Origin of the sequence: Polynucleobacter sp. UK-Mo-2m-Kol15, from assembly GCF_018881505.1 — a bacterium.
GTDB lineage: Bacteria > Pseudomonadota > Gammaproteobacteria > Burkholderiales > Burkholderiaceae > Polynucleobacter.
Map to the genome: position 1 here is coordinate 19874 of NZ_JACVQC010000001.1, position 22586 is coordinate 42459.

Consider the following 22586-nt stretch of genomic DNA (forward strand, 5'->3'; position numbering starts at 1 on the left):
CAACTTAAGAAAGTAGCAGCTCATTAATACGCTTTACATAAGCGGCAGGATCATTCAATTGGCCGCCCTCTGCCAATAGAGCTTGATCAAACAAGACCTGGGCCCACTGATCAAAGTGCTGATCATCTGACTTCAACTTCAGGAGCAAAGGATGCTCAGGATTAATCTCCAAGATTGGTTTGGTATCGGGCGCTTGCTGGCCTGCTGCTTTGAGCATTCGCAATAAATTTCCAGAGAGCTCATTCTCATCGGAGACTAAGCATGCTGGGGAATCAGTCAAGCGAAAGGTCACACGCACATCCTTCACCTTGTCTGCCAAGACCGCTTTCATACGATCGAGCAAGTCCTTGAAATTCTTCTCAGTTTCTTCGTGCTCCTTCTTTTCTTTCTCGTCACTTAAATTACCAAGATCAAGCCCACCTTTTGCAACTGAGGTCATTTGCTTACCATCAAACTCAGCAAAGAAAGACAGCATCCACTCATCCACTCGATCAGATAGTAATAACACCTCAACACCCTTCTTGCGGAAGATTTCTAAATGCGGGCTATTTTTAGCGGCGTTAAAAGTATCGCCAGTAACGTAATAAATCTTGTCCTGACCCTCTTTCATACGAGAGATGTACTCGGCTAGAGAGACACCTTGATCTGCAGAGTCGTTATGGGTACTTGCAAAACGCAAGAGTTTTAAGATGCGCTCTTGATTTATCTGATCCTCACCTACGCCCTCCTTAAGGACTTGTCCAAACTGAGTCCAGAAAGTACGATATTTTTCTTTCTTAGCCTCATCATCGCTATTTGCTAGATCCTCCAACATACTCAGCACACGCTTAGTGGAGCTTTCGCGAATAATTTTGACATCGCGTGATTCCTGCAGAATTTCGCGAGAGACGTTTAAAGGTAGGTCTGTTGAATCAATCACCCCAGTGACAAAGCGCAGGTACATCGGCATTAATTGCTCGGCATCATCCATGATGAATACCCGCTTCACGTACAACTTGATGCCACCCCGCTTATTACGATCCCATAAATCAAATGGTGCACGTGCAGGTACATACAGTAACTGCGTAAATTCACTGCGGCCTTCAACTCTATTCAAGGAATAGCACAAAGGATTTTCATAATCATGTGACAAATGTTTATAGAACTCGTCATACTGCTCTTCGCTAATCTCAGACTTTGAGCGAGCCCACAAAGCACTGGACTGATTAATACTCTCGAGCTCATCCTTGATTACCTGCTCTTTTTTATCTGCATCCCACTCCTCTTTATTCATCTGAATGGGCAAAGAGATGTGGTCAGAATACTTACGAATAATTGACTTGAGTTTTTGAGTAGAAAGGAAGTCGTCCTCGCCTTCGCGTAGGTGCATTGTGATCGATGTACCACGCTGTGGGCGATCAATATTTTCTACCGTAAATTCACCCGAACCATCAGACTCCCAACGAACACCATCCGTTGCTGGCAGTCCAGCTCGACGAGTCTCAACAGTAATTCGATCCGCCACAATAAAGGCTGAGTAGAAACCCACACCAAACTGGCCAATCAAAGCAGCATCCTTTTGTTGATCGCCAGAAAGCTTAGAGAAAAATTCTTTTGTGCCAGAGCGAGCGATAGTTCCTAAATTGGAAATGACTTCATCGCGACTCATACCAATTCCGTTATCCGCAATGGTGACAGTTCTGGTGGCTTTATCAAAACTGACCTTGATCCTTAGGTCGGGATCATCGCCATACCAATCAGGATGCTCAATCCCCTCAAAACGGAGTTTGTCTGAAGCGTCAGACGCATTCGAGATCAATTCACGGAGAAAAATTTCCTTATTGGAATACAAGGAATGGATCATCAGTTGTAAAAGTTGCTTTACCTCGGCCTGAAAACCTAAGGTTTCTTTACTAGCTACAGTCATGCGAATACCCTCTTAATCAATGAATATGATCCTCACTAAATGGGGGTTATTTAATATATTTCAAGATCTATAAAAACAGAAATTTAGCCTGAGTGCGGCTTTGAATGCTTCTCCGCCACAGGTAATTCAGCCTTTTTCCAGGCACTAAAGCCGCCCTCTAGATGGCAAACCCTAGGAACTCCCATTCTCTGGAGGGTTTCTGTTGCCAAAGCAGAGCGCCATGCAGAAGCGCAATACAGCACCAAACGTTTACCCTCACCAAAGATCGGCTTGTAATAAGGGCTGTCTGGATCAACCCAAAATTCCAGCATGCCGCGAGGTGCATGAATTGCATTGGGAATCATGCCGTCACGCTCTAACTCCCTAACATCGCGTATATCCACAAAAACGGTATTTTCATCGCCAAGGAATTGTTGAGCCTGCTCTAAAGAAACAGTCTCTATTTGCGCCATCGCATTTGCAATTAACTCTTGATAGCCTAATGTCAATTTCATTACAACCTCCTAAAGTACTAATACTTTCACATAATTGATCTTAAAGGTATTTTTACAATCTCATCCTGATAATATATCTCCATGAACTTCACTCCTACAGAGCTTGGTGCAAGCATTATTTTTGCAATTGCGGTGCTACATACGTTTTGTACTTCGTATTTTGAAAAGCTTGCTAAAAAATCCCCAAGACATGCTGGCCTATGGCACCTCCTTGGCGAGGTGGAAGTTGTCTTTGGATTTTGGGCGGCAATTCTGATGATTTTCATGTGGCTTGCTAACGATCTAGCCACAGCAAAAGCATACATCAACAAACGTAACTTTACAGAGCCACTATTTGTTTTTGCCATTATGGTTGTCGCTGGCAGCAAGCCAATTCTGCATTTTGCTACTCAACTGCTCTATAGGCTTGGCAACGTAATTCAATTGGTCTTGCATACCAAGCAAGTTCCCACGCTCTATTTCTTGACACTCAGCATCACGCCTTTACTAGGCTCCCTGATTACCGAGCCTGCAGCAATGACACTTGCGGCCTTCTTATTACGAGACCTGGTATACCGCCATAAATGCTCCACCCCAGTTTTGTTTGGCACCCTCGGCGTGCTATTTGTCAATATTTCGATCGGCGGAACATTAACTAATTTTGCTGCCCCACCAGTACTTATGGTGGCTGCAACTTGGGGTTGGAGTACCGCCTTCATGTTCTCAAACTTTGGCTTTGAGGCAATGATTGCTATTTTTATTAATGCAGGAATCGTAACCCTACTCTTTCATAAGCAACTCGTTGAACCCACAAGCAAAACTAACCAAGCTCGGATTCCGCTAGCCATTACAGCAATTCATCTGCTGTTTTTGTTAGGTATTGTCGGCTTCGCGCATGATCCAGTCATCTTCATTTGGCTACTACTCTTTTTTATTGGCTACACAACTGCTTATCCAAAACATCAAAGCCCGCTGATCTTGCGTGAAGCTTTGCTGGTAGCGTTCTTTTTAGGTGGATTGGTTGTACTAGGCGCACTTCAAGGCTGGTGGTTGCAGCCCTTACTAGAAACCATGAGTCCCACCGCCGTGTTCTATGGCAGTGTTGCATTAACAGCAATTACGGATAATGCTGCGCTCACTTATTTAGGCTCTCTAGTACAAGGCACTTCTCCAGAATTCAAGTTAGCTTTAGTTGGCGGTGCGGTTGCTGGTGGCGGCTTAACCGTAATTGCTAATGCCCCCAACCCTGCTGGGCTGGCTATTTTGCGTAGTTACTTCCCCAATGCAGCAGTTTCAGCTGGATTACTGTTTGTGGCCGCCATTCCACCAACCATTGTTGCGATTCTAGCCCTTCGTCTGCTCTAAACGACTTATCCCGTAAAATCTGAGCTTCGCCCCCAGCTATAAACCTGAGAACGGCATATGAAAAAGCTCTATATCAAAACCTTTGGCTGTCAAATGAACGAGTACGACTCGGGCAAGATGGCCGACCTCTTACATGCCAATGAAGGCATGGTCATGACCGATACACCTGAAGATGCAGATGTCGTTCTATTGAACACCTGTTCAATCCGCGAAAAAGCAGAAGACAAGGTATTTTCAGACTTAGGGCGCCTGCGCGAGCTCAAGAAAACTAAGCCCAATTTATTGATTGGTGTTGGCGGTTGCGTTGCCAGCCAAGAAGGTCAACAAATTATTAGCAGGGCACCATATGTCGATGTGGTCTTCGGTCCGCAAACCTTACATCGCCTATCTGATCTGATTACGCAACGTCGCCAAACCGGCAGACCCCAGGTGGACATTTCATTTCCAGAAATAGAAAAGTTTGATCACCTTCCTGCCTCCCGTCAAACTCGAGGCTCAGCTTACGTATCTATCATGGAAGGCTGCTCGAAGTATTGTAGCTACTGCGTAGTTCCCTACACTCGTGGCGAAGAGGTATCGCGCCCTTTTGATGATGTATTGACTGAAGTGGCTGGTCTTGCAACTCAAGGCGTAAAAGAAATTGTCTTGCTCGGTCAAAATGTAAACGCTTATCTTGGCAAGATGGGAAATACCGAAGAGATTGCAGACTTTGCACTACTGATTGAATACATTGCAGAAATTCCAGGGGTGGAAAGAATTCGCTTTACCACTAGCCACCCTAAAGAATTTACACAGCGCTTAATTGATGTCTATGCAAAAGTTCCCAAGTTAGTAAGTCATTTGCATCTACCAGTACAACATGCATCAGATTCTGTTTTATCTGCTATGAAACGTGGCTATACGGCACTGGAATACAAAAGCATTATTCGTAAGATGCGTGCTGTACGGCCTGACCTTACGCTATCTAGCGACTTTATTGTGGGCTTTCCTGGCGAGACGGATGAAGACTTTGTAAAACTGCTCAAGATGGTTGAGGAACTTAATTTTGATAATAGCTTTTGCTTCATCTTCAGCGCACGACCCGGAACGCCGGCAGCCAACTTAATCGATGACACTCCATATGAGATCAAACTGAAGCGACTACAAACATTACTTGCTCTAGTTGAGTCACAAGCAAATCAGATCAGCAAAAATATGTTGGGCAATACGGAAAGAGTACTTGTCGAAGGTCTAGCAAAGGATGGTGTGAACTTGCAGGGCCGCGCAGCCAACAATCGTGTGATTCACTTTGACGCCCCAGATAAGGATATTGAACCACTGATTGGACAAATGGTAGATATCCGCATTACCGAAGTGCTCAACTACACTCTCCGAGGTGATCTCATGAGCAAAATGATTTCAGCCCATACCCATTAAGATGACGGCCAAGGAAGCACTCCCCTCTAAATTGGAGATTGATATTCAATTTGCAAACACTTCTATAGAAGAAAAGGTTCTTGCAATTGCCTCCAAAATAACAATGAAGAGGTGGGTGAAAGAGACAATTCAATTGAGTGGTCTTATTACCTTACGCTTTGTAAATTCAGCTGAAGGTAAGAAGTTAAATTTTGCCTTTCGTAATAAAGACTATGCGACTAATGTGCTTACTTTTCCCTATGAGTTGACTAAAAAGACATTAACTGCCGATATTATTTTTTGTCTCCCCGTGATTCATAAAGAGTCATTAGGACAAGGCAAGACAGTTAAGGCTCACTTAGCACATCTGATTATTCATGGCTGTTTACATGCCCAGGGCCTTGACCACGAGGGTGAGAAAGAGGCGAAGAAAATGGAGGGCAAGGAAATCGCCCTCATGAAATCCTTGGGTTTTGACAATCCATACGCACCCATTTAAATCATCTTTAATGCTTTCTTCACTGAATTTACTTATTTCTGCGATATTCTTACCGTATGCCTGACCCCAATAAATCTCTTTTAGAGCGCTTGGCTGATTTTTTAACGCCACAGCCAACTAGCCCGGTAGAACGTCGTCAAGAGCTCATCGATACCCTCAGGGAGGCTCAGACCGAGGGCTTAATCGATGCAGATGCCCTCTCCATGATTGAAGGTGTATTCCAGGTGGGGCAGTTATGTGCTCGCGATATTTTGATTCCTCGGGCTCAGATTGACTGGATTGACATTAACTTACCTTTATCTGAAATTATCAAGAGCGTTATTACGGCAGCTCACTCACGCTTTCCGGTATTTGAAGGCACCCGCGATAACGTCATCGGCACACTGCTTGCTAAAGATTTATTACGCCACTCCACTGAAAAAGATTTTCAAGTGCGTGACTGGCTACGCCCAGCTGTATTCATTCCTGAATCAAAGCGCCTCAGCGTATTGCTACGTGACTTCAAGGACAATCGCAATCACCTAGCTATGGTGGTAGACGAATACAGTGGCGTTGCTGGGCTCATCACTATTGAAGATGTACTTGAGCAAATTGTTGGCGACATTGAAGATGAGCACGATATTGATGAAGAAGCTGACAATCTGATCTCCCTAGACAATGGTGATATTCGCGTTAAAGGCATTACTGAGTTAGATCAATTTAATACAATGCTGGGCACCCAATTTCATGATGAAGATATCGAAACAGTTGCAGGTCTAGTCATTCAGCACCTAGGTCGAGTACCCAAGATGGGCGAGCTGATTGAGATTGATAAAATTGAGTTTGAAGTGCAGCGTGCAGACCCAAGACAAATTCATATTTTGCTCGCGCGCCATCTTCCTAAAAAGCCTTCCTGAGAATTACTTTGAGTGATCGGCAATCGGTAAGACTGAGTAATAGCGTCAATATATTGTTGCTATTATTCCTAGGTGCCATATTAGCTGCTGCGGCAGAACTGCCTTATGGTGGGTGGATACAACTACCTATCTTGAGCTTGATTTGGTGGCGAATGAGTCAGCAATCAATTCCCTCAATTAAAAATCAATTTATTTCTGGAATGTCATTTGCCCTTGGCTATTTCATTCTGGGTTTATGGTGGATTTATATTAGCCTGCATGACGTAGGGGGCATGAACCCAGTGCTTGCTGGCACTGCGGTCTTCTTGCTATCTGCTTACGTAGCTGCGTATTTTTCCTTGGCCAGCCTATCGCTTGTATTTTTTAAAACTTCACGCCTGACTGGTTTATTGCTTGCGGCAAGCTGGGTCGGCTTTGAATATTTTCGTGGTGAGATATTTACTGGATTTCCTTGGATGGGATTTGCTGAAACACAACTCAATGGTCCCTTTGCACCGGTCGCACCATTATTTGGCGGTCTAGCTTGCACATTTTTAGTGGTGTGGATTTCGTGGGAAATTACTCGGTTAAAGAAAGATATCCGCTTTAGTGGCACCTGCATTATTTTTACTATCGCCCTAATGCAACTAGCTAGCTTTTGGACTTTTACAAAACCGATTGGCGAGCCAATCAGCGTTCGCTTAATTCAGGGCAATTTTGAGCAAAGCCTCAAACTCAATCCGAAGGCAATTGAAGATCAGTTTAATTTTTATACGAGCGCAATTGAACATGAGCCAGCCGATCTCATCATTACTCCTGAAACTGCATATCCTTGGCCGCAAAGCAACTTGCCTAGTGGCCTAATAAACTCCCTACAGCAATTCTCGAACAAGACCTCTAGCAATATCTTGCTTGGCGTAATTGGAGAGGCGGGGAAATCTGACGAGATCAAATACACTAATCGCGCACTTGGACTTTCTCCTCATTTACCAGCTTATCAATACGATAAATCTCACTTGGTGCCCTTTGGAGAATTTATTCCACCTGGCTTTCATTGGTTTGTAAATGCCTTCCATGTACCCATGAGTGACTTTGCACGCGGCAAGCTTGATCAAGCTCCTTTCAGCATTGTTCGTGCGGGTAAAGATGATATTCATGCTGCTATTACTATTTGCTATGAAGATGTCTTTGGTGGCGAATTAGCATCCCGCATTCATCACAGTAGTAAACCGGTTAACTTATTGATTAATATGACTAATTTGGCCTGGTTTGGAGATTCTCAAGCACCAGCTCAGCAATTGAGACTATCGCAGTTACGCTCCCTGGAAACGGGTCTACCAGCACTACGCGCCACAAATACGGGGATTACTGCAGCGCTTGGACCGAATGGCAAAGTATTGTCGCAACTAGCAGAATTTAAGCAGGGAGTGCTCAGTCTGAAGATTCAGGCTTACTCAGGTACAACCCCCTATGTAATTTGGGGAAATGCACCTATTTTGAGTCTTTCTTGCCTCTTACTCGTCCTAGGCCTCATTCGCCAAAGACGAATCTAATCGCTATTTCATAGGTGACAAGCTTAGCCATGTAAAATCAAAGGCTTAGCTAGGTTAATCATGCTTACTTTTCAGCAAATCATTCTCAAACTCCAAGATTACTGGGACCAACAAGGTTGCGCCCTCTTGCAACCTATTGACCTTGAGGTCGGTGCCGGCACATCTCATACAGCCACTTTCTTGAGGGCCATTGGTCCCGAACCATGGAAAGCGGCTTACGTCCAACCCTCGCGCAGACCAAAAGATGGTCGCTATGGAGAAAACCCAAACCGCTTACAGCACTACTACCAGTACCAAGTAGTACTAAAACCTGCGCCAGAAAATATTCTTGAACTCTACTTAGGTTCGCTTGCCGCTTTAGGTCTTGATCTCCAAAAGAACGATGTGCGCTTTGTTGAAGACGACTGGGAAAATCCAACCTTAGGCGCCTGGGGTCTAGGCTGGGAAGTCTGGCTTAACGGTATGGAAGTGACGCAGTTCACTTATTTCCAGCAAGTTGGTGGCATTGACTGCAAGCCTGTTTTAGGTGAAATCACCTACGGCATCGAGCGCTTGGCAATGTATATCCAAAATTGCTCTAACGTTTACGACCTCGTTTGGGCAGATGGCATCTCTTATGGCGATGTCTATCACCAGAATGAAGTGGAGCAGTCTTGCTACAACTTTGAGCACTCCAACACCGACCTATTGTTTGCAAACTTCACCAACTATGAAAGTGAAGCCAAGCGTTTGATGGAAGTGCCATTAGCCTTACCTGCATATGAAATGGTACTCAAGGCTGGACATACCTTCAACTTACTGGATGCCCGTGGGGCTATCTCTGTTACGGAGCGCGCAGCTTATATCGGACGCATCCGCAATCTTTCTCGTGCAGTAGCGCAAGCTTACTTTGAGTCTCGCGAGAAGTTGGGTTTCCCGATGTGCCAACGTCAACCCAAAGCCTAAATAGCTCGATCTAATTATGAGTACACCGAATTCCCCCCCTCAATCAGATACGCTTCTGATTGAAGTATTTACCGAAGAGCTCCCACCAAAATCATTGCGCCGCTTAGGCGATGCTTTTAGTGATGGTATTTATTCAGCCCTGAAGGTCGCTGGCCTCTTAAGTGAAAATTCCATTACTACTGGCTTCGCTACACCCCGTCGTCTGGCTGTTCAAATTACGAATGTCTTGAGCCAAGCGCCAGACTATCCAGTTCGTGAAAAATTACTGCCAACTAGCATTGCCTTTGATGCTGATGGCAAGCCTACTGCACCACTACAAAAGAAATTGGCTTCTCTAGGTTATGCGGAAATCGACCTCTCTACTTTAGAAAAAGCGGGTGAAGGAAAAAATGAGGCACTGTACCTTAATGTCATCGCCAAAGGTGCAGCACTAGAACAAACCGCTCAACAGGCACTCGAGCAAACACTGAACAAACTACCAATTGCTAAAATGATGCACTATCAAGTACTACAGCAAAATGGCGCATTGGCAGATGTTGAATTTGCACGTCCGGCGCACCGCATCATTGCATTACATGGAAAACAATCGCTGCATATCAGTGCACTGGGTATTGACGCTGCAAATCAAACAGAAGGCCATCGCTTTCTGGCTCCAGGTATCATTACGATTGCCTCTGCAGATCAATATGAATCTGACCTCACTGCTAAAGCAAAGGTATTACCAAGCTTTAAAAAGCGTCGTGAATTTATCGAATCTGCATTACTCAGAGCGGCTGGAACTGATTTAGTCTTGATGCCTGAGACCTTGCTCGATGAAGTGACTGCCCTAGTTGAGTGGCCAGCAATTTATGAGTGTCATTTTGATCAAGAGTTCTTGGAAGTTCCACAAGAATGTTTGATTCTAACTATGCAGACTAATCAGAAATATTTTGCCCTCACTGATAAGCAAGGTAAGTTGCGTAATCGTTTTTTAATTGTTTCTAATATTGAGACTGATAAACCAGAAGCAATTATTTCCGGCAACGAGCGCGTAGTGCGTCCACGACTTTCCGATGCACGCTTCTTCTTTGAGCAAGATCAAAAGCGTCCATTAGCATCTCGCGTAGCAGATCTTGGAAAAGTGGTTTATCACAATCAGCTCGGCAACCAGTTGGATCGCACCAAGCGCGTTCAAGGAATCGCTGTAGGCATTGCAAAAGCTTTGTCAGCCGATGAGACTCTAGCTAGTCGTGCCGCTGAGATTGCTAAAACTGATTTATTGACTGATATGGTTGGAGAGTTTCCAGAACTCCAAGGCATCATGGGTCGCTACTATGCTACACATGATGGCGAAAACGCTGATGTAGCCACCGCCTGTAGTGAACATTACATGCCCCGTTTTGCTGGTGATGCACTACCTAAGACACAAACCGGCACTATCCTAGCAATTGCCGACAAACTAGAAACACTTGTAGGTATTTGGGGTGTTGGTCTTGCCCCTACTGGCGACAAAGACCCTTATGCCTTACGTCGCCATGCTCTCGGAATTTGCCGACTCTTGCTTGAGAAAAATCTCAGCCTGTGCCTGCCTGACTTGATTGAGCTGGGGCGAAAACAATTTCCGCTAAAAGAGGTACAAGAAAAAGCTAAGACTGAAGATATTTATGCCTTCATCATTGATCGTCTCCGCGCCTACTTGCGTGACCAAGCTGTATCCGGCAAGCCATTCACTACCGAAGAGATTGAAGCCGTACTAAGCCAGTCACCCCCACAACTAAATGATTTAATTGATCGCTTAAGCGCATTGCGTGAATTTAATGCTTTGCAAGAGGCTGCACAATTAGCCGCTGCCAACAAGCGAATTAGCAATATTCTGAAAAAGAATGCTACTACTATTCCAGTGACTTGCTCAAAAAAGCTCTTACAAGTTCCTGCTGAAATTGCACTACATGAGTCGCTTGAGAAACTCACTCCAACTCTGACTGCGGCTTATGAACAACGTCAGTTCGTGAATTTTTTACAAGCGCTAGTAGCCTTAAGTGCTCCAATCGATCAATTCTTTGCCGATGTGATGGTGATGGATCCCAATCCAGAGTTACGTGATAATCGCCTAGCTCTCTTGCAACAACTGCACCAGAAAATGAATCTCATTGCCGATCTCGGCAAATTAGCATGAGCATCAGCTCCTCCAAACTGATCATTCTTGATCGCGATGGCGTAATCAATGAAGATCGAGATGATTACGTAAAGTCGATCGATGAGTGGATTCCGCTACCAGGCAGTCTTGAGGCCATTGCACTGCTTAATCAAGCGGGCTACCAAATTACTGTGGCAACTAACCAATCAGGTTTAGCACGCGGTTATTTCAATATCAACGATCTCCATGCAATGCATGGCAAGATGGATAAACTCCTCAAGCCCTTGGGTGGTCATATCGATAGCATTTTCTTTTGCCCACATACCGATGCCAATGCATGCGAATGCCGCAAGCCACTACCAGGGATGATGAAAGAAATTGCCCTTCGCTATAAAAAAAATCAATCTGTTACACCTTTATTGGGCGTACCGATTGTTGGTGATTCTTTGCGCGATCTTCAAGCGGGCGTTTCCCTCGGCGCTAGCCCACATCTAGTCTTAACTGGTAAAGGCAGCAAAACCTTAGAAAAAGGCATTCTCCCCGAAGGTACGCAGATTCATGCAGATTTGCTGGCATTCGCTCATGCATTTTTAAAAGATAAGGTTTAATGCAAACATGACTTTTATTCGCTCAGTTCTGTTTGCCCTCTTTTTGCTGATATTCACCCCGATCTGGTCGGTGCTTTGTATCCTAGTCTTCCCTTTTCTCAATCCTGAGAATCGCTATCGCTTTATTGGTCTTTGGAACAAGGTGGTTATCTGGATTCTGCAACCACTTTGCGGCATTCGCTATGAAATTCGCGGCATGGAAAACATGATGGCAGTTTTGGATAAGCCTGTTGTCGTCCTGAGTAAACATCAATCCGCTTACGAAACTATTTTTTATATCGCCTTACTCCCAAAGCAAGTCTGCTTTGTTTTCAAAAGAGAGCTGCTTTGGATTCCCTTCTTTGGCTGGGCCTTGGCTTTGCTCAAGATGATTCATATCAATCGCAATAGCAAAGAAACTGCTGCTCTCTCGGTAGTAAGCCAAGGGAAAAAGCGTTTAAGTGAAGGTAAATGGATTTTGCTGTTTCCCGAAGGGACTCGAACGCCTACTGGATCTCACAAACCTTATAGCAAAGGTGGCGCTAGGTTGGCGAGCGCCACTGAAGCATTGGTTATTCCGATTGCTCATAATGCGGGTCATTGCTGGCCGAAGAACAGTTTTCTAAAGCAACCAGGCACCGTCATATTCTCTATTGGCCCCGCAATTAGCTCTAGTGGGAAAACAGGTGGGCAGCTTCATCAAGAAGTAGAGAAATGGATTGAAGCTGAAATGCGGGTAATTGATCCTCAGGCTTATCAGTAAAACCAGAGAGTTAGTGCGCTAAAGTTTTAGCCCACTCAATATAGCGCGCTACTGGGATGTCTTGCGCACGCGCTTTTAATTCAGACTCAGACAAAGATAGTCGATCAGCAAAAGCTGATAAGTTAGTTCGTAGCATTTTTCTTCTTTGAGAAAATGCAGCTGCCACCACTTTTTCCAAAGCATGCCACTGCGCACTACTTAAACTGAAATCCCTGCGTGGAATCATTCGCACTACAGCTGAATTCACTTTGGGTTGCGGATCAAAGGCTTCAGGCGGAACATCTAAAACCTGCTCCATATCGTAGCGAGCCTGCAGCATGACAGAAAGCCTACTGAATTCAGAACCCCCTGCCTCAGAAACCATACGCTCTACAACTTCAGCCTGCAGCATAAATACCTGCTCATCAATTGCATGCGCAGCAGAAACAAGATGAAAGAGTAGCGGGGAAGAAATGTTGTAAGGCAAGTTACCAACTACCTTGCACAGACCGCCATTTGACGGCCGTGTATTGGCCCACCTCAAGAAATCAAACTTGAGAGCATCTCCCTCAATCACGTTCAAGCCAGCAAGATTCTCTTGGTTCCAATAAGCCACCAAATCTCGATCAATCTCCAAAAGGTCTAAGTGATCCAGATTGCTTAATAAGGGTCTTGTTAGCGCGCCAAGACCTGGACCAATCTCAATCACGTGCATATTTTCACTGGGATTGATGACAGCAATAATGGAATAAATTACCCCGGAGTCCTGTAAAAAGTTTTGACCAAATCGCTTACGGGCTCGATGCATCATGTCTTTAGATTCTTTGCGTTCTTTACATTTACTGCCAACTGATAGGCTAGGCGTAAAGCCTCTAACATGCTACCTGAATCTGCGAGACCTTTGCCAGCAATATCTATGGCAGTACCATGATCCACGGAGGTACGAATAATTGGTAAACCTAATGTCACATTCACGCCACCACCAAAACTAACAAACTTAAATGGTGCTAAACCTTGATCGTGATACATCGCAATGAATGCATCTATACCACCTAAGGCTTTAGCATCAAACATGGTGTCACCTGGATAAGGTCCACTTACTTGAATGCCTAGATCTTTAGCAACTTGTATAGCTGGAGCAATCATTTCAATTTCTTCGCGCCCCAGATAACCTGATTCGCCCGCATGAGGATTAACGCCTGACACCCGAATTACAGGCTTTGCAATACCAAATTTTTTCCGTAAATCCTGATCAACGATCTGAATAGTTTCCAGAATATGCTTTTGAGAGAGAGTATTAGCAACCTCTTTTAATGGCAAATGGGTTGTTACCAAGGCCACTCGTAAATCTCGACTTGTCTGGAGATCCAAAAAGCCTGTGGGCAACGTTGCACATAACATCATGACAACATGCTCTTGATGACAAAGCTTAGCTAAATATTCAGTATGTCCAGTAAATACGCTATCACTTGAAGCAATCCCCTGATTAATCACGCTCTTTTGTATTGGTGCCGTCACCATGGCATCAAATCTTCCTCCAAGACATGCCTGGACTGCCTCATCCAAGATATTAAGAACATACTGGGCATTGGCAGGATTTAGTTGACCTACTACTACCGGGGAACTTAGTGCGACAGATTCAATCTGCAAACGATTCGACAACTTCTGAGGAATATCGATTGCTGTAAATAAACTGTAATCGCCAAGTATGGTGATCGTGCTGGCAGGCTGCTCTTGCAAGAAGGCTATTGCAGCAGCAATAGAGATCTCTGGGCCAACCCCTGCCGGCTCTCCAGAGCTAATAACTAAATTAACGAGGGCTGGCTGCTGGATCATCTGCATTAATGATCTTAACCGTAGCAGTGTCACGTAATTCACGCAACCAATCTTGATAGGCCTGCTCAAACTTACGCTCACGAATTGCTGCGCGAGCAAATTGACGTTGCTTCTCTAGGGTTAATTGCGCTTCACGACGTTCGAGCACCTGAATTAAGTGCCAACCAAACTCGGTCTTTACTGGATCACTGACCTCGCCAATTTGCAGACGATTCATTGCCTGATCAAATTCAGGGACTAAATCACCAGGACCCATCCAACCTAGATTGCCACCGTTGGCAGCTGATCCATCTTCAGAATATTTTTTTGCCAACTCACCAAAATCAGCCGTCTTTGCGCGAACCTGATCACGAAAACCCGTTAGACGTCTTTCAGCATCTTGATCTGTCAAGCCCGCACGACTACGCAGCAAGATATGGCGAGACAAAGTCTGAGTAACCGTAATATTTTGCGGGGTTGATGATGCACTTTCCTGAGGCGCAGCCTGTTGCTGCTCAGGACCGCCAACCGCTAGCGCGCGACGATCTAAAACTTTGAGGACGTGATATCCAGCTGGACTCTTAACAACTGCACTAGCAACTTGGCCGCTACCAGTATTTCTTACAGCTTCATAAAACAGCTGGGGCAAACGATCTGGAGTGCGATAACCCAAGTCCTGAAATTTAATTTTAGGGTTATCTTTTGCGGCCATTGCACCCAATTGCAAGAAATCAACCTCTCCGCGCGCTTCACGCAATAAAGACTCCGCCTTTTTCTTAGCCTCAGCTTGGGTACCAGCACCGGCATTAGCATCGACCGGAATAAAAATTTGGGCTACATCAATCTCTTCTGGGGCACCTTTTGCAGCTGGAGTAGAGCGTGTAGCCCCACCAATCGCACTAGCGCGATTTCGCTCGGTAATAAAATTATCAACTTCAGCATCAGAAATCTTTAGCTTACCCTCTACCTCGCGCTCACGATAGCGACTAATAACCACATCATCACGCAACATTTGACGATAGCGCTCATAAGTACTTCCTGAGTCAATAATTTTTGTCTTCAGCTCTGCCACTGTTAATTTATTTTTAGCTGCAATATCGCCAATAATTTTATCGAGCTCCTTGCTGGTAACACCCACCCCTTCTTGCTCGGCATTTTGCAATTGTATTTTTTCCATGATGAGGCGCTCAAGCACTGTCATGCGCAAGGTGGCCCCGTCAGGAAGCTTGCCGCCCTGCTTCTGAAGGGCAGCAAGCCGCTCATCAATCTCTTTACGGGTCACATATCCTGTATTGACCACTGCAGCGACACCATCAATATTGCGAATTTTGCTATCAGCCGAAGTCTTAGAGCCATCCTGCGCAAATGAGACTTGAGCAAACAAAGCAGCGCAAGCCAAAATCGCGGCTTCAAGCACTTGGTTAATTCGATTCCTACGCATTATTGATAGTTCTCATATATTGAAGGTGGTATGGGCTTGGAAGTAGGCATATATCCAGGAACGTTAAGTCTCATGATATCAACTGGATTGCTACCCGCACTGCCAAAGCCCCTAAATTCTATTTGGAATAAAACCTGAGTAGTAGTAATTTGAGAGGTATTAACTAACTGAGAATAAGCTCCGCGCAGAGTCCAGCAATCGCGCATCCACTCTAAAGCCACAAGTGTATTGAGTGTTTTAGTTGTTAAGGCGTCATAGCCCCAACGCCCCAATACAGAAACTTCACGACTTATTGGCCACTGACCTGAAATATTGTATTGGTCAGTGGTAGTCTGTGCCAGCGTAGCAGGGGTAGGTCCAAACGCCTGCGTTGGCGGGGTCCAAACGTTCCGATACCCGAAATTTACACTTCTTCCTGTTGTGGGACGCCAACTTCCACCAACTGTGGTCTGCACAAATTTATTTAACTGCGTGTTGTATTGACCAAACATATCTGCACTTAAGTTTCCAAGGAAGCGAACCGAGGCAGAACCTAAAGTATCTGAGTAGGTTGTGGGATTGGCGATATTGCCATTTAACCCCACCCGTTGACCAGTAAAATCCTGTCTTTGAGCAAGAGTAAGATTTGCTCGCTCTGCACCAGTACTTGCCTCAATCATGCGACTAGTAATACCGCCAGTTAACTTATTGTTATCTGCAATACGGTCATTGCCAATAAAAGTATTTTCACTAAAAATCTGAGTAACACCAAAACCAGCATCTGTTGTATCAAATAACGGGGTTAAAGCCTGACTTTGATATGGGGTGTATACATAAAAAGCCCTTGGCTCCATGGTGAGCAGCATGTCGCGCCCAAAGAAGCCCTTCAATTCTGCCGCCTCCCTCTCAAACGCTAAACCCGAGTCTAAGCTAAATGTTGGAATCGTAAAGCCTTGCGCTGGTGGCGCAGCACCCTGTAGGCTATTGCTTGTAACTGCAGCAGTTGCAGCATAGGTATTAGACTGAAAGCTTACCTTGGGGGTAATGTAATAAGCTGGGGTAATCTGCGGTAAAGACATCGCACCCTTAATCACAGTTCTATCTGCCTGGCTATATAGGTAGCCAGCTGGTGCTGCTGCCAAATTACTATTCACGTTGTAGGCAAAGCGTGTGAAATCAGTAGAAAATGTCGTTACCGGCCCAGTAGGAATAGTTAAATATTTTCCACTGGCATCAGCGACCGTGGGACTCAGGCGACTGTTGTATGTAGCCGAAACATTAGGCAAAATATTGTATGGGGACTGCACTGTTACTGTTGGGTCGGGCTGTAAAGTCTGAAAAGTAACCGCCTTCGTTGCCACGTTCCAATTGCTCAAGCTCCCCGTCAAATTCTTGACAGTACCGACCTCCTGACGAAACTGACTCGTCACCGCTCCCGCAATACTTTGAGAAAAGTCCGTGGGGTACAAACTATCTGAAACACGGGCAACGTTTGCGTAACCAGTCCACGACCCGGGCAAAGGAATACCGCCCGGTCCAAGGCCGCCAGTAAAAGCTTGGCGCTGTTGCCAGTCATATCTCCAGCGATCCGTACCGGTCTTGCGGTCATACGGCAGGTAGTCACCTCCAAGGGTGCCGGCATATAAAGGATCTAAGAATTGGTATTTTGCGCCCAACTGCACTCCACGTTGCCCCATCACGCGCGGCACCAGCAACAAATCACGATTAGGTGCGATATTGACGTAATACGGTTGGGTTACATCAATACCATTATTGGAGTTGTAGCCTACTACAGGGGCTAATATTCCAGAGCGACGTTGATTAGAAGTCGGTGCAGTGAAGTAGGGCACGTACGCAATTGGAATATCAAAGAACCGCATGACGCCATGCGTACCAACCATTTCTTTTTGCTCATTATCAATCTCTAGGGTACTAGCCGTGAAATACCAATCTAAATTTTCAGGGGTACAGGTTGTATAAGTTGCCTTATCAAAGACAAAAATATCGGCAGTTTCAATCGTCAGTTTTTTAGCATTACCGCTTGCACGGTTATCACGTAACTCGTATCGAGGAGTCTCCATCTCCCCTTCACGGGCATCCACTCTAAAACGTGCCTTTGGCCCCTTGAAAGATGCGTTGCCTTTTGAAAATTCAGTATTGCCCAATAAATTCGCCACATCTGAATCAGGATCGTATTTAATTTCATCCGCCTTAATCACTGCGCCATTTCGACGAATTTGTGCGCGCCCTTTTAAGCCCATCTCTCGATCGACGATTCCATCAATTGAATCACTAGAGGTAAAAGTTAAGGCTTGACCATCATTAATGGGTTTTCCAACACGTAGCTGATCATCGAGCTTCAGCACCGTGACATCACCACGATCGGGAATTAAAACCGTATTCTGCGCTCTATTAGGGTCACTAATTGGGGGCAAAGGCGCAGGTGCTTGGGCGGTAGCTAAGAGGGCAAATTGCAACAATCCAACCCCAGTCATTATTCGTAGGGCGGCAGCTAAAAAAAGAGGGGCGCAAAGGCCGGCGCGAGGGCGATAATGACTCATAGATCCAGACCCGCCTTATTATACGAATCGACCATGACTGACGCTCGCTTAGATACCCTCCGCACCTGGCTAAAAGGCCTTAACCCTAGCTGGCAATTAGATCTCCCCACTTTGGCCCCCGCCTCGGCAGATGCCAGCTTTCGCCGGTATTTTAGGATTGAATCCAAAAACCCGGATTTTCCGACTTTAATCGTCATGGATGCCCCACCCCAACATGAGCCCCTGGATAGCTTCATCAAGGTAGATTTATTACTCCAAGATGCCGGTTTAAATGTTCCTAAAATTTTAGAAACGAGCATTGAAGAAGGCTTTCTTTTGCTTAATGATTTGGGCAATAAAACGTATCTGGCTGAACTCAATGATGGCAGTGCCGATCATCTCTATCGGGATGCAACTCATGCTTTGGTGCAAATGCAATTAGCAAGCAAACCAAATATATTGCCAAAGTATGATGAGGCACTCTTACAACGTGAATTAGACTTATTTCCAGAGTGGTACTTGCAAAAACACTTACACATCGAATTAACAGAACTACAAAATTTTCAACTTAAGCAAGCGTTTGAACTCATCATTGAAAATAACTTAGCTCAGGAAAAAGTCTACGTGCATCGTGACTACCATTCACGCAACCTCATGGTAACTTCAAGAAATAATCCTGGCGTGATCGACTTTCAAGATGCAGTCTACGGCCCCATCACTTACGATGCATCTTCGCTTTGGCGCGATGCTTACATTGCATGGCCTGAGGAACGCGTGATTGATTGGGTTATTAAATTTTGGGAAGAAGGTCGTAAAGTCGGACTGCCTATGCCAAATGATTTTGGTCAGTTCTATCGTGACTTTGAATGGATGGGCTTACAGCGGCATCTCAAAATTTTGGGAATTTTTGCAAGGCTATTTCATCGCGATGGCAAAGATGGTTATCTCAAAGACATTCCATTGGTCTTGGAATATGCGATTACAACAGCAAATCGCTATATCGAATTAAAGCCTTTGGCACGTATTCTGGAATCAACGCGCCCAACTGGTGATTGATTGCAATCCATCATGAATAAGCCCAACCTCATTCCGTGCTTTTTACTGGCCGCAGGTCGAGGTGAGCGCATGCGTCCGTTAACGGATGAGCTCCCTAAGCCACTCCTCACCATCAGAAAAAAATCTTTACTGGCTTGGCATTTGGAGGCATTGAGTGCTGCAGGTATCAAAGAGCTTGTCATTAATCATGCCTGGCTTGGTAACAAGATTGAGGAGGCTTTGGGGGATGGCAGTCAATTTGACTTAAACATTAGCTACTCCCCAGAAGTTAGCGCCCTAGAAACAGCGGGAGGCATTCGTAAGGCACTCTCCTTACTGAATCCCAGCGATTATTTCCTAGTCATTAATGGGGATGTTTTTAGCCCAAATCTACCAATTGATCAGCTTTTAGAGCGGGCTACTTGCATGCGCGGCATGCCAGACCAACCTTTGGCACATCTTTTGATGGTTCCAAATCCAGCCCAGCATCCTGAGGGAGACTTTTATCTGAAGGACTCCCAAGTATTTAATGAGTCCCTAGACGGCGCTGAAAAGTTAACCTTTTCCGGTATTGGTCTGTATCACCGAGATCTTTTCAAAGATTTAGAGCTAGATGTAGCCTCCAAGCTAGCTCCACTACTCAGAGAGGCGATGGCTAAAAATAGAGTATCCGGTGAAAAATATGCCGGTCCGTGGCACGATGTAGGTACACCCCAACGATTACAAGAACTTAATGCGGCAAATGAATAAATCGGCCATATACCAACAACGTCGAGTTGAACTTGCAAAACTGATCTGCGCCAAAACTGGTGGTGGCATTGCCATCCTCACCACAGCGCCTGAGACTGCTCGTAATCGAGATAGTGAGTATCCTTATCGTCACGATAGTGATTTTTTCTATCTCACAGGTTTTGAAGAGCCTGGGGCAACCTTGGTATTAAAAATTACCGGGGCAGTATCAGAGCCTCAACTCGAATCACATCTCTTTTGCAGACCCAAAGATGCAGAGCGTGAAATTTGGGATGGTATTCGTTTGGGGCCAGACGCAGCACCTGAAGTCTTAGGGGTGGAATATGCCCATAGCAATCATGAGCTAGATAAAAAACTGGGTGAGTTATTAGCAGATCAAGAGGCTGCCTATATTCGTCTCTCAGAAAGTGCTGAGACAGATCGGCGTTTACGCCATTGGATGAAAAAAGTGCGGGCTCAAGCGCGTGCTGGTGTAAACCCACCATCAGAGTTTCATGATGTAGAGAGTTTGATTCATGAAATGCGTCTATTTAAAGATGCATATGAAATTGACATCATGCGTCATGCTGCCCAAATTTCTGCTCGTGCTCATATTCGCGCTATGCAAGCCTGCAAACCTGGTATGCGTGAATACCATCTTGAAGCAGAGCTACTTCATGAGTTCCGCTACAGCGGCTCTCAAAGTGTTGCATATAACAGTATTGTTGCCAGTGGCGCCAACTCCTGCATTCTCCATTACCGTGCTAGTGATACTGAATTGCGTAACGGCGAACTATGTTTAATAGATGCTGGATGTGAGCTTGATGGCTACGCGTCAGATATCACTCGTACTTTTCCAGTGAATGGAAAATTTAGCGGGCCGCAACGTGCACTCTATGACATTACGCTTGCCTCTCAGGAAGCTGCGATTGCAGCAACTAAGCCAGGCAATACCTTTATGCAGCCACATGAGGCAGCACTCAAGGTACTTACCCAAGGCTTGCTCGATGAAAAACTTCTCAAGATTGCGGAACTAGGTTCATTGGATAACGCGATCGAGTCTGGCGCTTATCGTCGCTTCTATATGCACCGTACCTCACACTGGTTAGGCATGGACGTACATGACGTTGGCTCATACCGCGAACCACTTAGTACAGCAGTAGATTCTTCTGAAAAACCATGGCGCCTTCTCAAGCCTGGCATGGTACTCACTATCGAGCCCGGCTTATATGTTCGTCCGGCCGATGATGTAGACGAGCGCTTTTGGAATATTGGCATTCGTATTGAAGATGATGCTGTAGTGAACACCTCTGGATGTGAATTGATTTCTCGCGGCGTGCCAGTCAAACCCGATGAGATTGAAGCGCTGATGAAGAATAATTAAATTACCAAATATGTCAGCAACTAACTTCGATATTTTGATTCAGGGTGGCGGACCTGTCGGTCTTGCCTGTGCAGCATGGTGCCTACAAAAATTTCCAGAAGCCAAGATTGCATTACTAGATCGTAACCCTGTAGATGATGCCGACCTAGCTGCAGCTGATAGCAGAGGTATTGCCTTATCCCATGGCAGTAAGCTATTGCTCGACACTATTAATGCATGGCCTACTGAATGTGCAGATATTCATCGAGTCCATGTCTCACAAGCAGGTCGTTTTGGTCGCGCCCTCATGACTCGTGAGGAGCTTGGTCAAGATGCCTTAGGCCATATCATTCGCTATCGCGATATTCATCTCACACTTCGTAAAGCCTTAAGGGTCATTCAAGCAAACAGTCCTCACTTCGTTTGGAAACATACCGATCCCAGCGCTGAAGTTGAAAATATGCAAGCCAAGTGTGTAGTTCATGCAGAAGGCGGTTTATTTAAAACCCAGGATTGGGTGGAATCTGGCCGAGACTATGAACAATCGGCTTTAGTAGGCTTAGTCGAGGTTGAGCATGCAGCACCTCATCAAGCATGGGAGCGCTTCACCTCTGAAGGTCCTCTAGCAGTTTTGCCAAGTCACTACGGACCTCATATTCTGAATCTAATTTGGTGTGGAACTCCCAGTTCTTCACAAGCACGCCTAGTCTTAAGTGATGCTGATTTTCTAAAGAGGCTACAGGCAGAGTTTGGATCGCGCATCGGGCAGTTTCTCAAAATCCAAGATCGCCGCCTTTACGAGCTCGGGCTCAATTACCGAAAAGAAATTACCCAGGGCAATGCTGTTTGGATTGGCAATGCTGCACAAACATTGCATCCCGTTGCAGGACAAGGCCTTAACCTGGGATTGAGGGATGCCTATTTATTAGCAGAAAAATTAAGCGGCCTATTTTCTAGGCCTCAAGATCAAAAAACCCCTTTAGCTATTGAAATGGCTTTGCAGGACTATGCCCAAAGCCGCAAGGCAGATCGATCTGCCACGATTGGCTTAACCGACTTCATGGCCAGAATCTTCACCTCAAATCTACTTCCCATTGTGATCGCTCGTGGACTAGCTTTATCAGCCCTCCAATGGCTCCCACCAGTCAAAACAGCCTTAGCCCGGCAGATGATGTTTGGAAGGCGCTAAGGGGCTGAAATAGCCCCCAAAATATAAGCACACTTGGTT

The 22586-nt window shown here is 45.4% G+C and carries 19 protein-coding genes; 13 read left to right on the plus strand and 6 right to left on the minus strand.

All coding sequences use genetic code 11. From position 1 onward, the window contains the following. Window positions 1–4: 4 nt before the first annotated feature. Window positions 5–1906, minus strand: a complete 1902-nt coding sequence (gene htpG, locus ICN43_RS00120; protein ID WP_216196667.1) for a molecular chaperone HtpG — start codon at window positions 1904–1906, stop codon at window positions 5–7. 83 nt (window positions 1907–1989) lie between these two features. Continuing rightward, entirely contained in the window at window positions 1990–2400 is a 411-nt protein-coding gene (locus ICN43_RS00125) for a rhodanese-like domain-containing protein (RefSeq protein ID WP_216196668.1), read from the minus strand. Window positions 2401–2481: 81 nt separating this feature from the next. Here ICN43_RS00125 and ICN43_RS00130 point away from each other — a divergent pair, with 81 nt between their 5' ends. The 9 genes from ICN43_RS00130 to ICN43_RS00170 are packed head-to-tail and all read left to right on the plus strand — an operon-like array spanning window position 2482 to window position 12477. Further along, complete coding sequence (locus ICN43_RS00130) at window positions 2482–3744, plus strand: putative Na+/H+ antiporter (RefSeq protein WP_216196669.1); 1263 nt, start codon at window positions 2482–2484, stop codon at window positions 3742–3744. Window positions 3745–3801: 57 nt separating this feature from the next. Further along, the gene (miaB, locus tag ICN43_RS00135) at window positions 3802–5160 is read left to right on the plus strand and encodes a tRNA (N6-isopentenyl adenosine(37)-C2)-methylthiotransferase MiaB (RefSeq protein WP_216196670.1); all 1359 of its coding nucleotides are present in this window, start codon (window positions 3802–3804) and stop codon (window positions 5158–5160) included. 1 nt (window position 5161) lies between these two features. Further along, window positions 5162–5638 carry an rRNA maturation RNase YbeY gene (gene ybeY, locus ICN43_RS00140; protein WP_216196671.1) on the plus strand — a complete coding sequence of 159 codons (477 nt, stop codon included), beginning with the start codon at window positions 5162–5164 and terminating at the stop codon, window positions 5636–5638. A gap of 56 nt (window positions 5639–5694) precedes the next feature. After that, window positions 5695–6534 (plus strand): HlyC/CorC family transporter, encoded by an 840-nt coding sequence (locus ICN43_RS00145; RefSeq protein ID WP_216196672.1) that lies wholly within the window; start codon window positions 5695–5697, stop codon window positions 6532–6534. Window positions 6535–6542: 8 nt separating this feature from the next. Further along, entirely contained in the window at window positions 6543–8066 is a 1524-nt protein-coding gene (lnt, locus tag ICN43_RS00150) for an apolipoprotein N-acyltransferase (RefSeq protein WP_216196673.1), read from the plus strand. A 60-nt stretch (window positions 8067–8126) separates the two neighbouring features. Then, entirely contained in the window at window positions 8127–9011 is an 885-nt protein-coding gene (glyQ, locus tag ICN43_RS00155; RefSeq protein WP_216135140.1) for a glycine--tRNA ligase subunit alpha, read from the plus strand. 16 nt (window positions 9012–9027) lie between these two features. After that, window positions 9028–11166 (plus strand): glycine--tRNA ligase subunit beta, encoded by a 2139-nt coding sequence (gene glyS, locus ICN43_RS00160; RefSeq protein WP_216196674.1) that lies wholly within the window; start codon window positions 9028–9030, stop codon window positions 11164–11166. Continuing rightward, the gene (gene gmhB / locus ICN43_RS00165) at window positions 11163–11735 is read left to right on the plus strand and encodes a D-glycero-beta-D-manno-heptose 1,7-bisphosphate 7-phosphatase (RefSeq protein WP_216196675.1); all 573 of its coding nucleotides are present in this window, start codon (window positions 11163–11165) and stop codon (window positions 11733–11735) included. Before glyS ends, gmhB begins: the two co-directional genes overlap by 4 nt. Window positions 11736–11742: 7 nt before the next feature. Next, window positions 11743–12477: a 1-acyl-sn-glycerol-3-phosphate acyltransferase gene (locus tag ICN43_RS00170; RefSeq protein ID WP_216196676.1), complete on the plus strand. Its 735-nt coding sequence runs from the start codon at window positions 11743–11745 to the stop codon at window positions 12475–12477. A 10-nt stretch (window positions 12478–12487) separates the two neighbouring features. On the opposite strand, the gene rsmA is transcribed toward ICN43_RS00170, so the two are convergent. The 4 genes from rsmA to ICN43_RS00190 are packed head-to-tail and all read right to left on the minus strand — an operon-like array spanning window position 12488 to window position 18252. Continuing rightward, window positions 12488–13264, minus strand: a complete 777-nt coding sequence (rsmA, locus tag ICN43_RS00175; RefSeq protein ID WP_216199772.1) for a 16S rRNA (adenine(1518)-N(6)/adenine(1519)-N(6))-dimethyltransferase RsmA — start codon at window positions 13262–13264, stop codon at window positions 12488–12490. After that, on the minus strand, window positions 13264–14298 hold the full coding sequence (gene pdxA / locus ICN43_RS00180; RefSeq protein ID WP_255533364.1) for a 4-hydroxythreonine-4-phosphate dehydrogenase PdxA: 1035 nt from the start codon (window positions 14296–14298) through the stop codon (window positions 13264–13266). Before pdxA ends, rsmA begins: the two co-directional genes overlap by 1 nt. After that, complete coding sequence (locus ICN43_RS00185; RefSeq protein WP_216196677.1) at window positions 14267–15712, minus strand: peptidylprolyl isomerase; 1446 nt, start codon at window positions 15710–15712, stop codon at window positions 14267–14269. Before ICN43_RS00185 ends, pdxA begins: the two co-directional genes overlap by 32 nt. Beyond that, on the minus strand, window positions 15712–18252 hold the full coding sequence (locus tag ICN43_RS00190) for an LPS-assembly protein LptD (RefSeq protein WP_216196678.1): 2541 nt from the start codon (window positions 18250–18252) through the stop codon (window positions 15712–15714). The genes ICN43_RS00185 and ICN43_RS00190 overlap by 1 nt, the downstream gene beginning before the upstream one ends. Window positions 18253–18285: 33 nt before the next feature. Here ICN43_RS00190 and ICN43_RS00195 point away from each other — a divergent pair, with 33 nt between their 5' ends. Genes ICN43_RS00195 through ICN43_RS00210 form a run of 4 tightly spaced genes read left to right on the plus strand, consistent with a single transcriptional unit; the run spans window position 18286 to window position 22547 of the window. Continuing rightward, window positions 18286–19287 (plus strand): aminoglycoside phosphotransferase family protein, encoded by a 1002-nt coding sequence (locus ICN43_RS00195; protein WP_216196679.1) that lies wholly within the window; start codon window positions 18286–18288, stop codon window positions 19285–19287. A 12-nt stretch (window positions 19288–19299) separates the two neighbouring features. Further along, window positions 19300–20016 carry an N-acetylmuramate alpha-1-phosphate uridylyltransferase MurU gene (gene murU / locus ICN43_RS00200; RefSeq protein ID WP_216196680.1) on the plus strand — a complete coding sequence of 239 codons (717 nt, stop codon included), beginning with the start codon at window positions 19300–19302 and terminating at the stop codon, window positions 20014–20016. After that, complete coding sequence (locus ICN43_RS00205; protein WP_370623133.1) at window positions 20009–21379, plus strand: aminopeptidase P N-terminal domain-containing protein; 1371 nt, start codon at window positions 20009–20011, stop codon at window positions 21377–21379. Before murU ends, ICN43_RS00205 begins: the two co-directional genes overlap by 8 nt. A 10-nt stretch (window positions 21380–21389) precedes the next feature. Further along, window positions 21390–22547 carry an FAD-dependent monooxygenase gene (locus ICN43_RS00210; protein ID WP_216196682.1) on the plus strand — a complete coding sequence of 386 codons (1158 nt, stop codon included), beginning with the start codon at window positions 21390–21392 and terminating at the stop codon, window positions 22545–22547. Window positions 22548–22586 lie beyond the last annotated feature (39 nt).

What these genes read in the sequence shown, in the direction of transcription:
- ICN43_RS00125 (WP_216196668.1), bottom strand. Translation starts at nt 2,400, where the DNA reads ATGAAATTGACATTAGGCTATCAAGAGTTAATTGCAAATGCGATGGCG.
- ICN43_RS00195 (WP_216196679.1), top strand. Translation starts at nt 18,286, where the DNA reads ATGACTGACGCTCGCTTAGATACCCTCCGCACCTGGCTAAAAGGCCTT.
- ICN43_RS00190 (WP_216196678.1), bottom strand. Translation starts at nt 18,252, where the DNA reads ATGAGTCATTATCGCCCTCGCGCCGGCCTTTGCGCCCCTCTTTTTTTA.
- ICN43_RS00145 (WP_216196672.1), top strand. Translation starts at nt 5,695, where the DNA reads ATGCCTGACCCCAATAAATCTCTTTTAGAGCGCTTGGCTGATTTTTTA.
- murU (WP_216196680.1), top strand. Translation starts at nt 19,300, where the DNA reads ATGAATAAGCCCAACCTCATTCCGTGCTTTTTACTGGCCGCAGGTCGA.
- miaB (WP_216196670.1), top strand. Translation starts at nt 3,802, where the DNA reads ATGAAAAAGCTCTATATCAAAACCTTTGGCTGTCAAATGAACGAGTAC.
- htpG (WP_216196667.1), bottom strand. Translation starts at nt 1,906, where the DNA reads ATGACTGTAGCTAGTAAAGAAACCTTAGGTTTTCAGGCCGAGGTAAAG.
- gmhB (WP_216196675.1), top strand. Translation starts at nt 11,163, where the DNA reads ATGAGCATCAGCTCCTCCAAACTGATCATTCTTGATCGCGATGGCGTA.
- ICN43_RS00185 (WP_216196677.1), bottom strand. Translation starts at nt 15,712, where the DNA reads ATGCGTAGGAATCGAATTAACCAAGTGCTTGAAGCCGCGATTTTGGCT.
- glyQ (WP_216135140.1), top strand. Translation starts at nt 8,127, where the DNA reads ATGCTTACTTTTCAGCAAATCATTCTCAAACTCCAAGATTACTGGGAC.
- ICN43_RS00170 (WP_216196676.1), top strand. Translation starts at nt 11,743, where the DNA reads ATGACTTTTATTCGCTCAGTTCTGTTTGCCCTCTTTTTGCTGATATTC.
- ICN43_RS00130 (WP_216196669.1), top strand. Translation starts at nt 2,482, where the DNA reads ATGAACTTCACTCCTACAGAGCTTGGTGCAAGCATTATTTTTGCAATT.
- pdxA (WP_255533364.1), bottom strand. Translation starts at nt 14,298, where the DNA reads ATGCAGATGATCCAGCAGCCAGCCCTCGTTAATTTAGTTATTAGCTCT.
- ICN43_RS00205 (WP_370623133.1), top strand. Translation starts at nt 20,009, where the DNA reads ATGAATAAATCGGCCATATACCAACAACGTCGAGTTGAACTTGCAAAA.
- glyS (WP_216196674.1), top strand. Translation starts at nt 9,028, where the DNA reads ATGAGTACACCGAATTCCCCCCCTCAATCAGATACGCTTCTGATTGAA.
- ICN43_RS00210 (WP_216196682.1), top strand. Translation starts at nt 21,390, where the DNA reads ATGTCAGCAACTAACTTCGATATTTTGATTCAGGGTGGCGGACCTGTC.
- ybeY (WP_216196671.1), top strand. Translation starts at nt 5,162, where the DNA reads ATGACGGCCAAGGAAGCACTCCCCTCTAAATTGGAGATTGATATTCAA.
- rsmA (WP_216199772.1), bottom strand. Translation starts at nt 13,264, where the DNA reads ATGCATCGAGCCCGTAAGCGATTTGGTCAAAACTTTTTACAGGACTCC.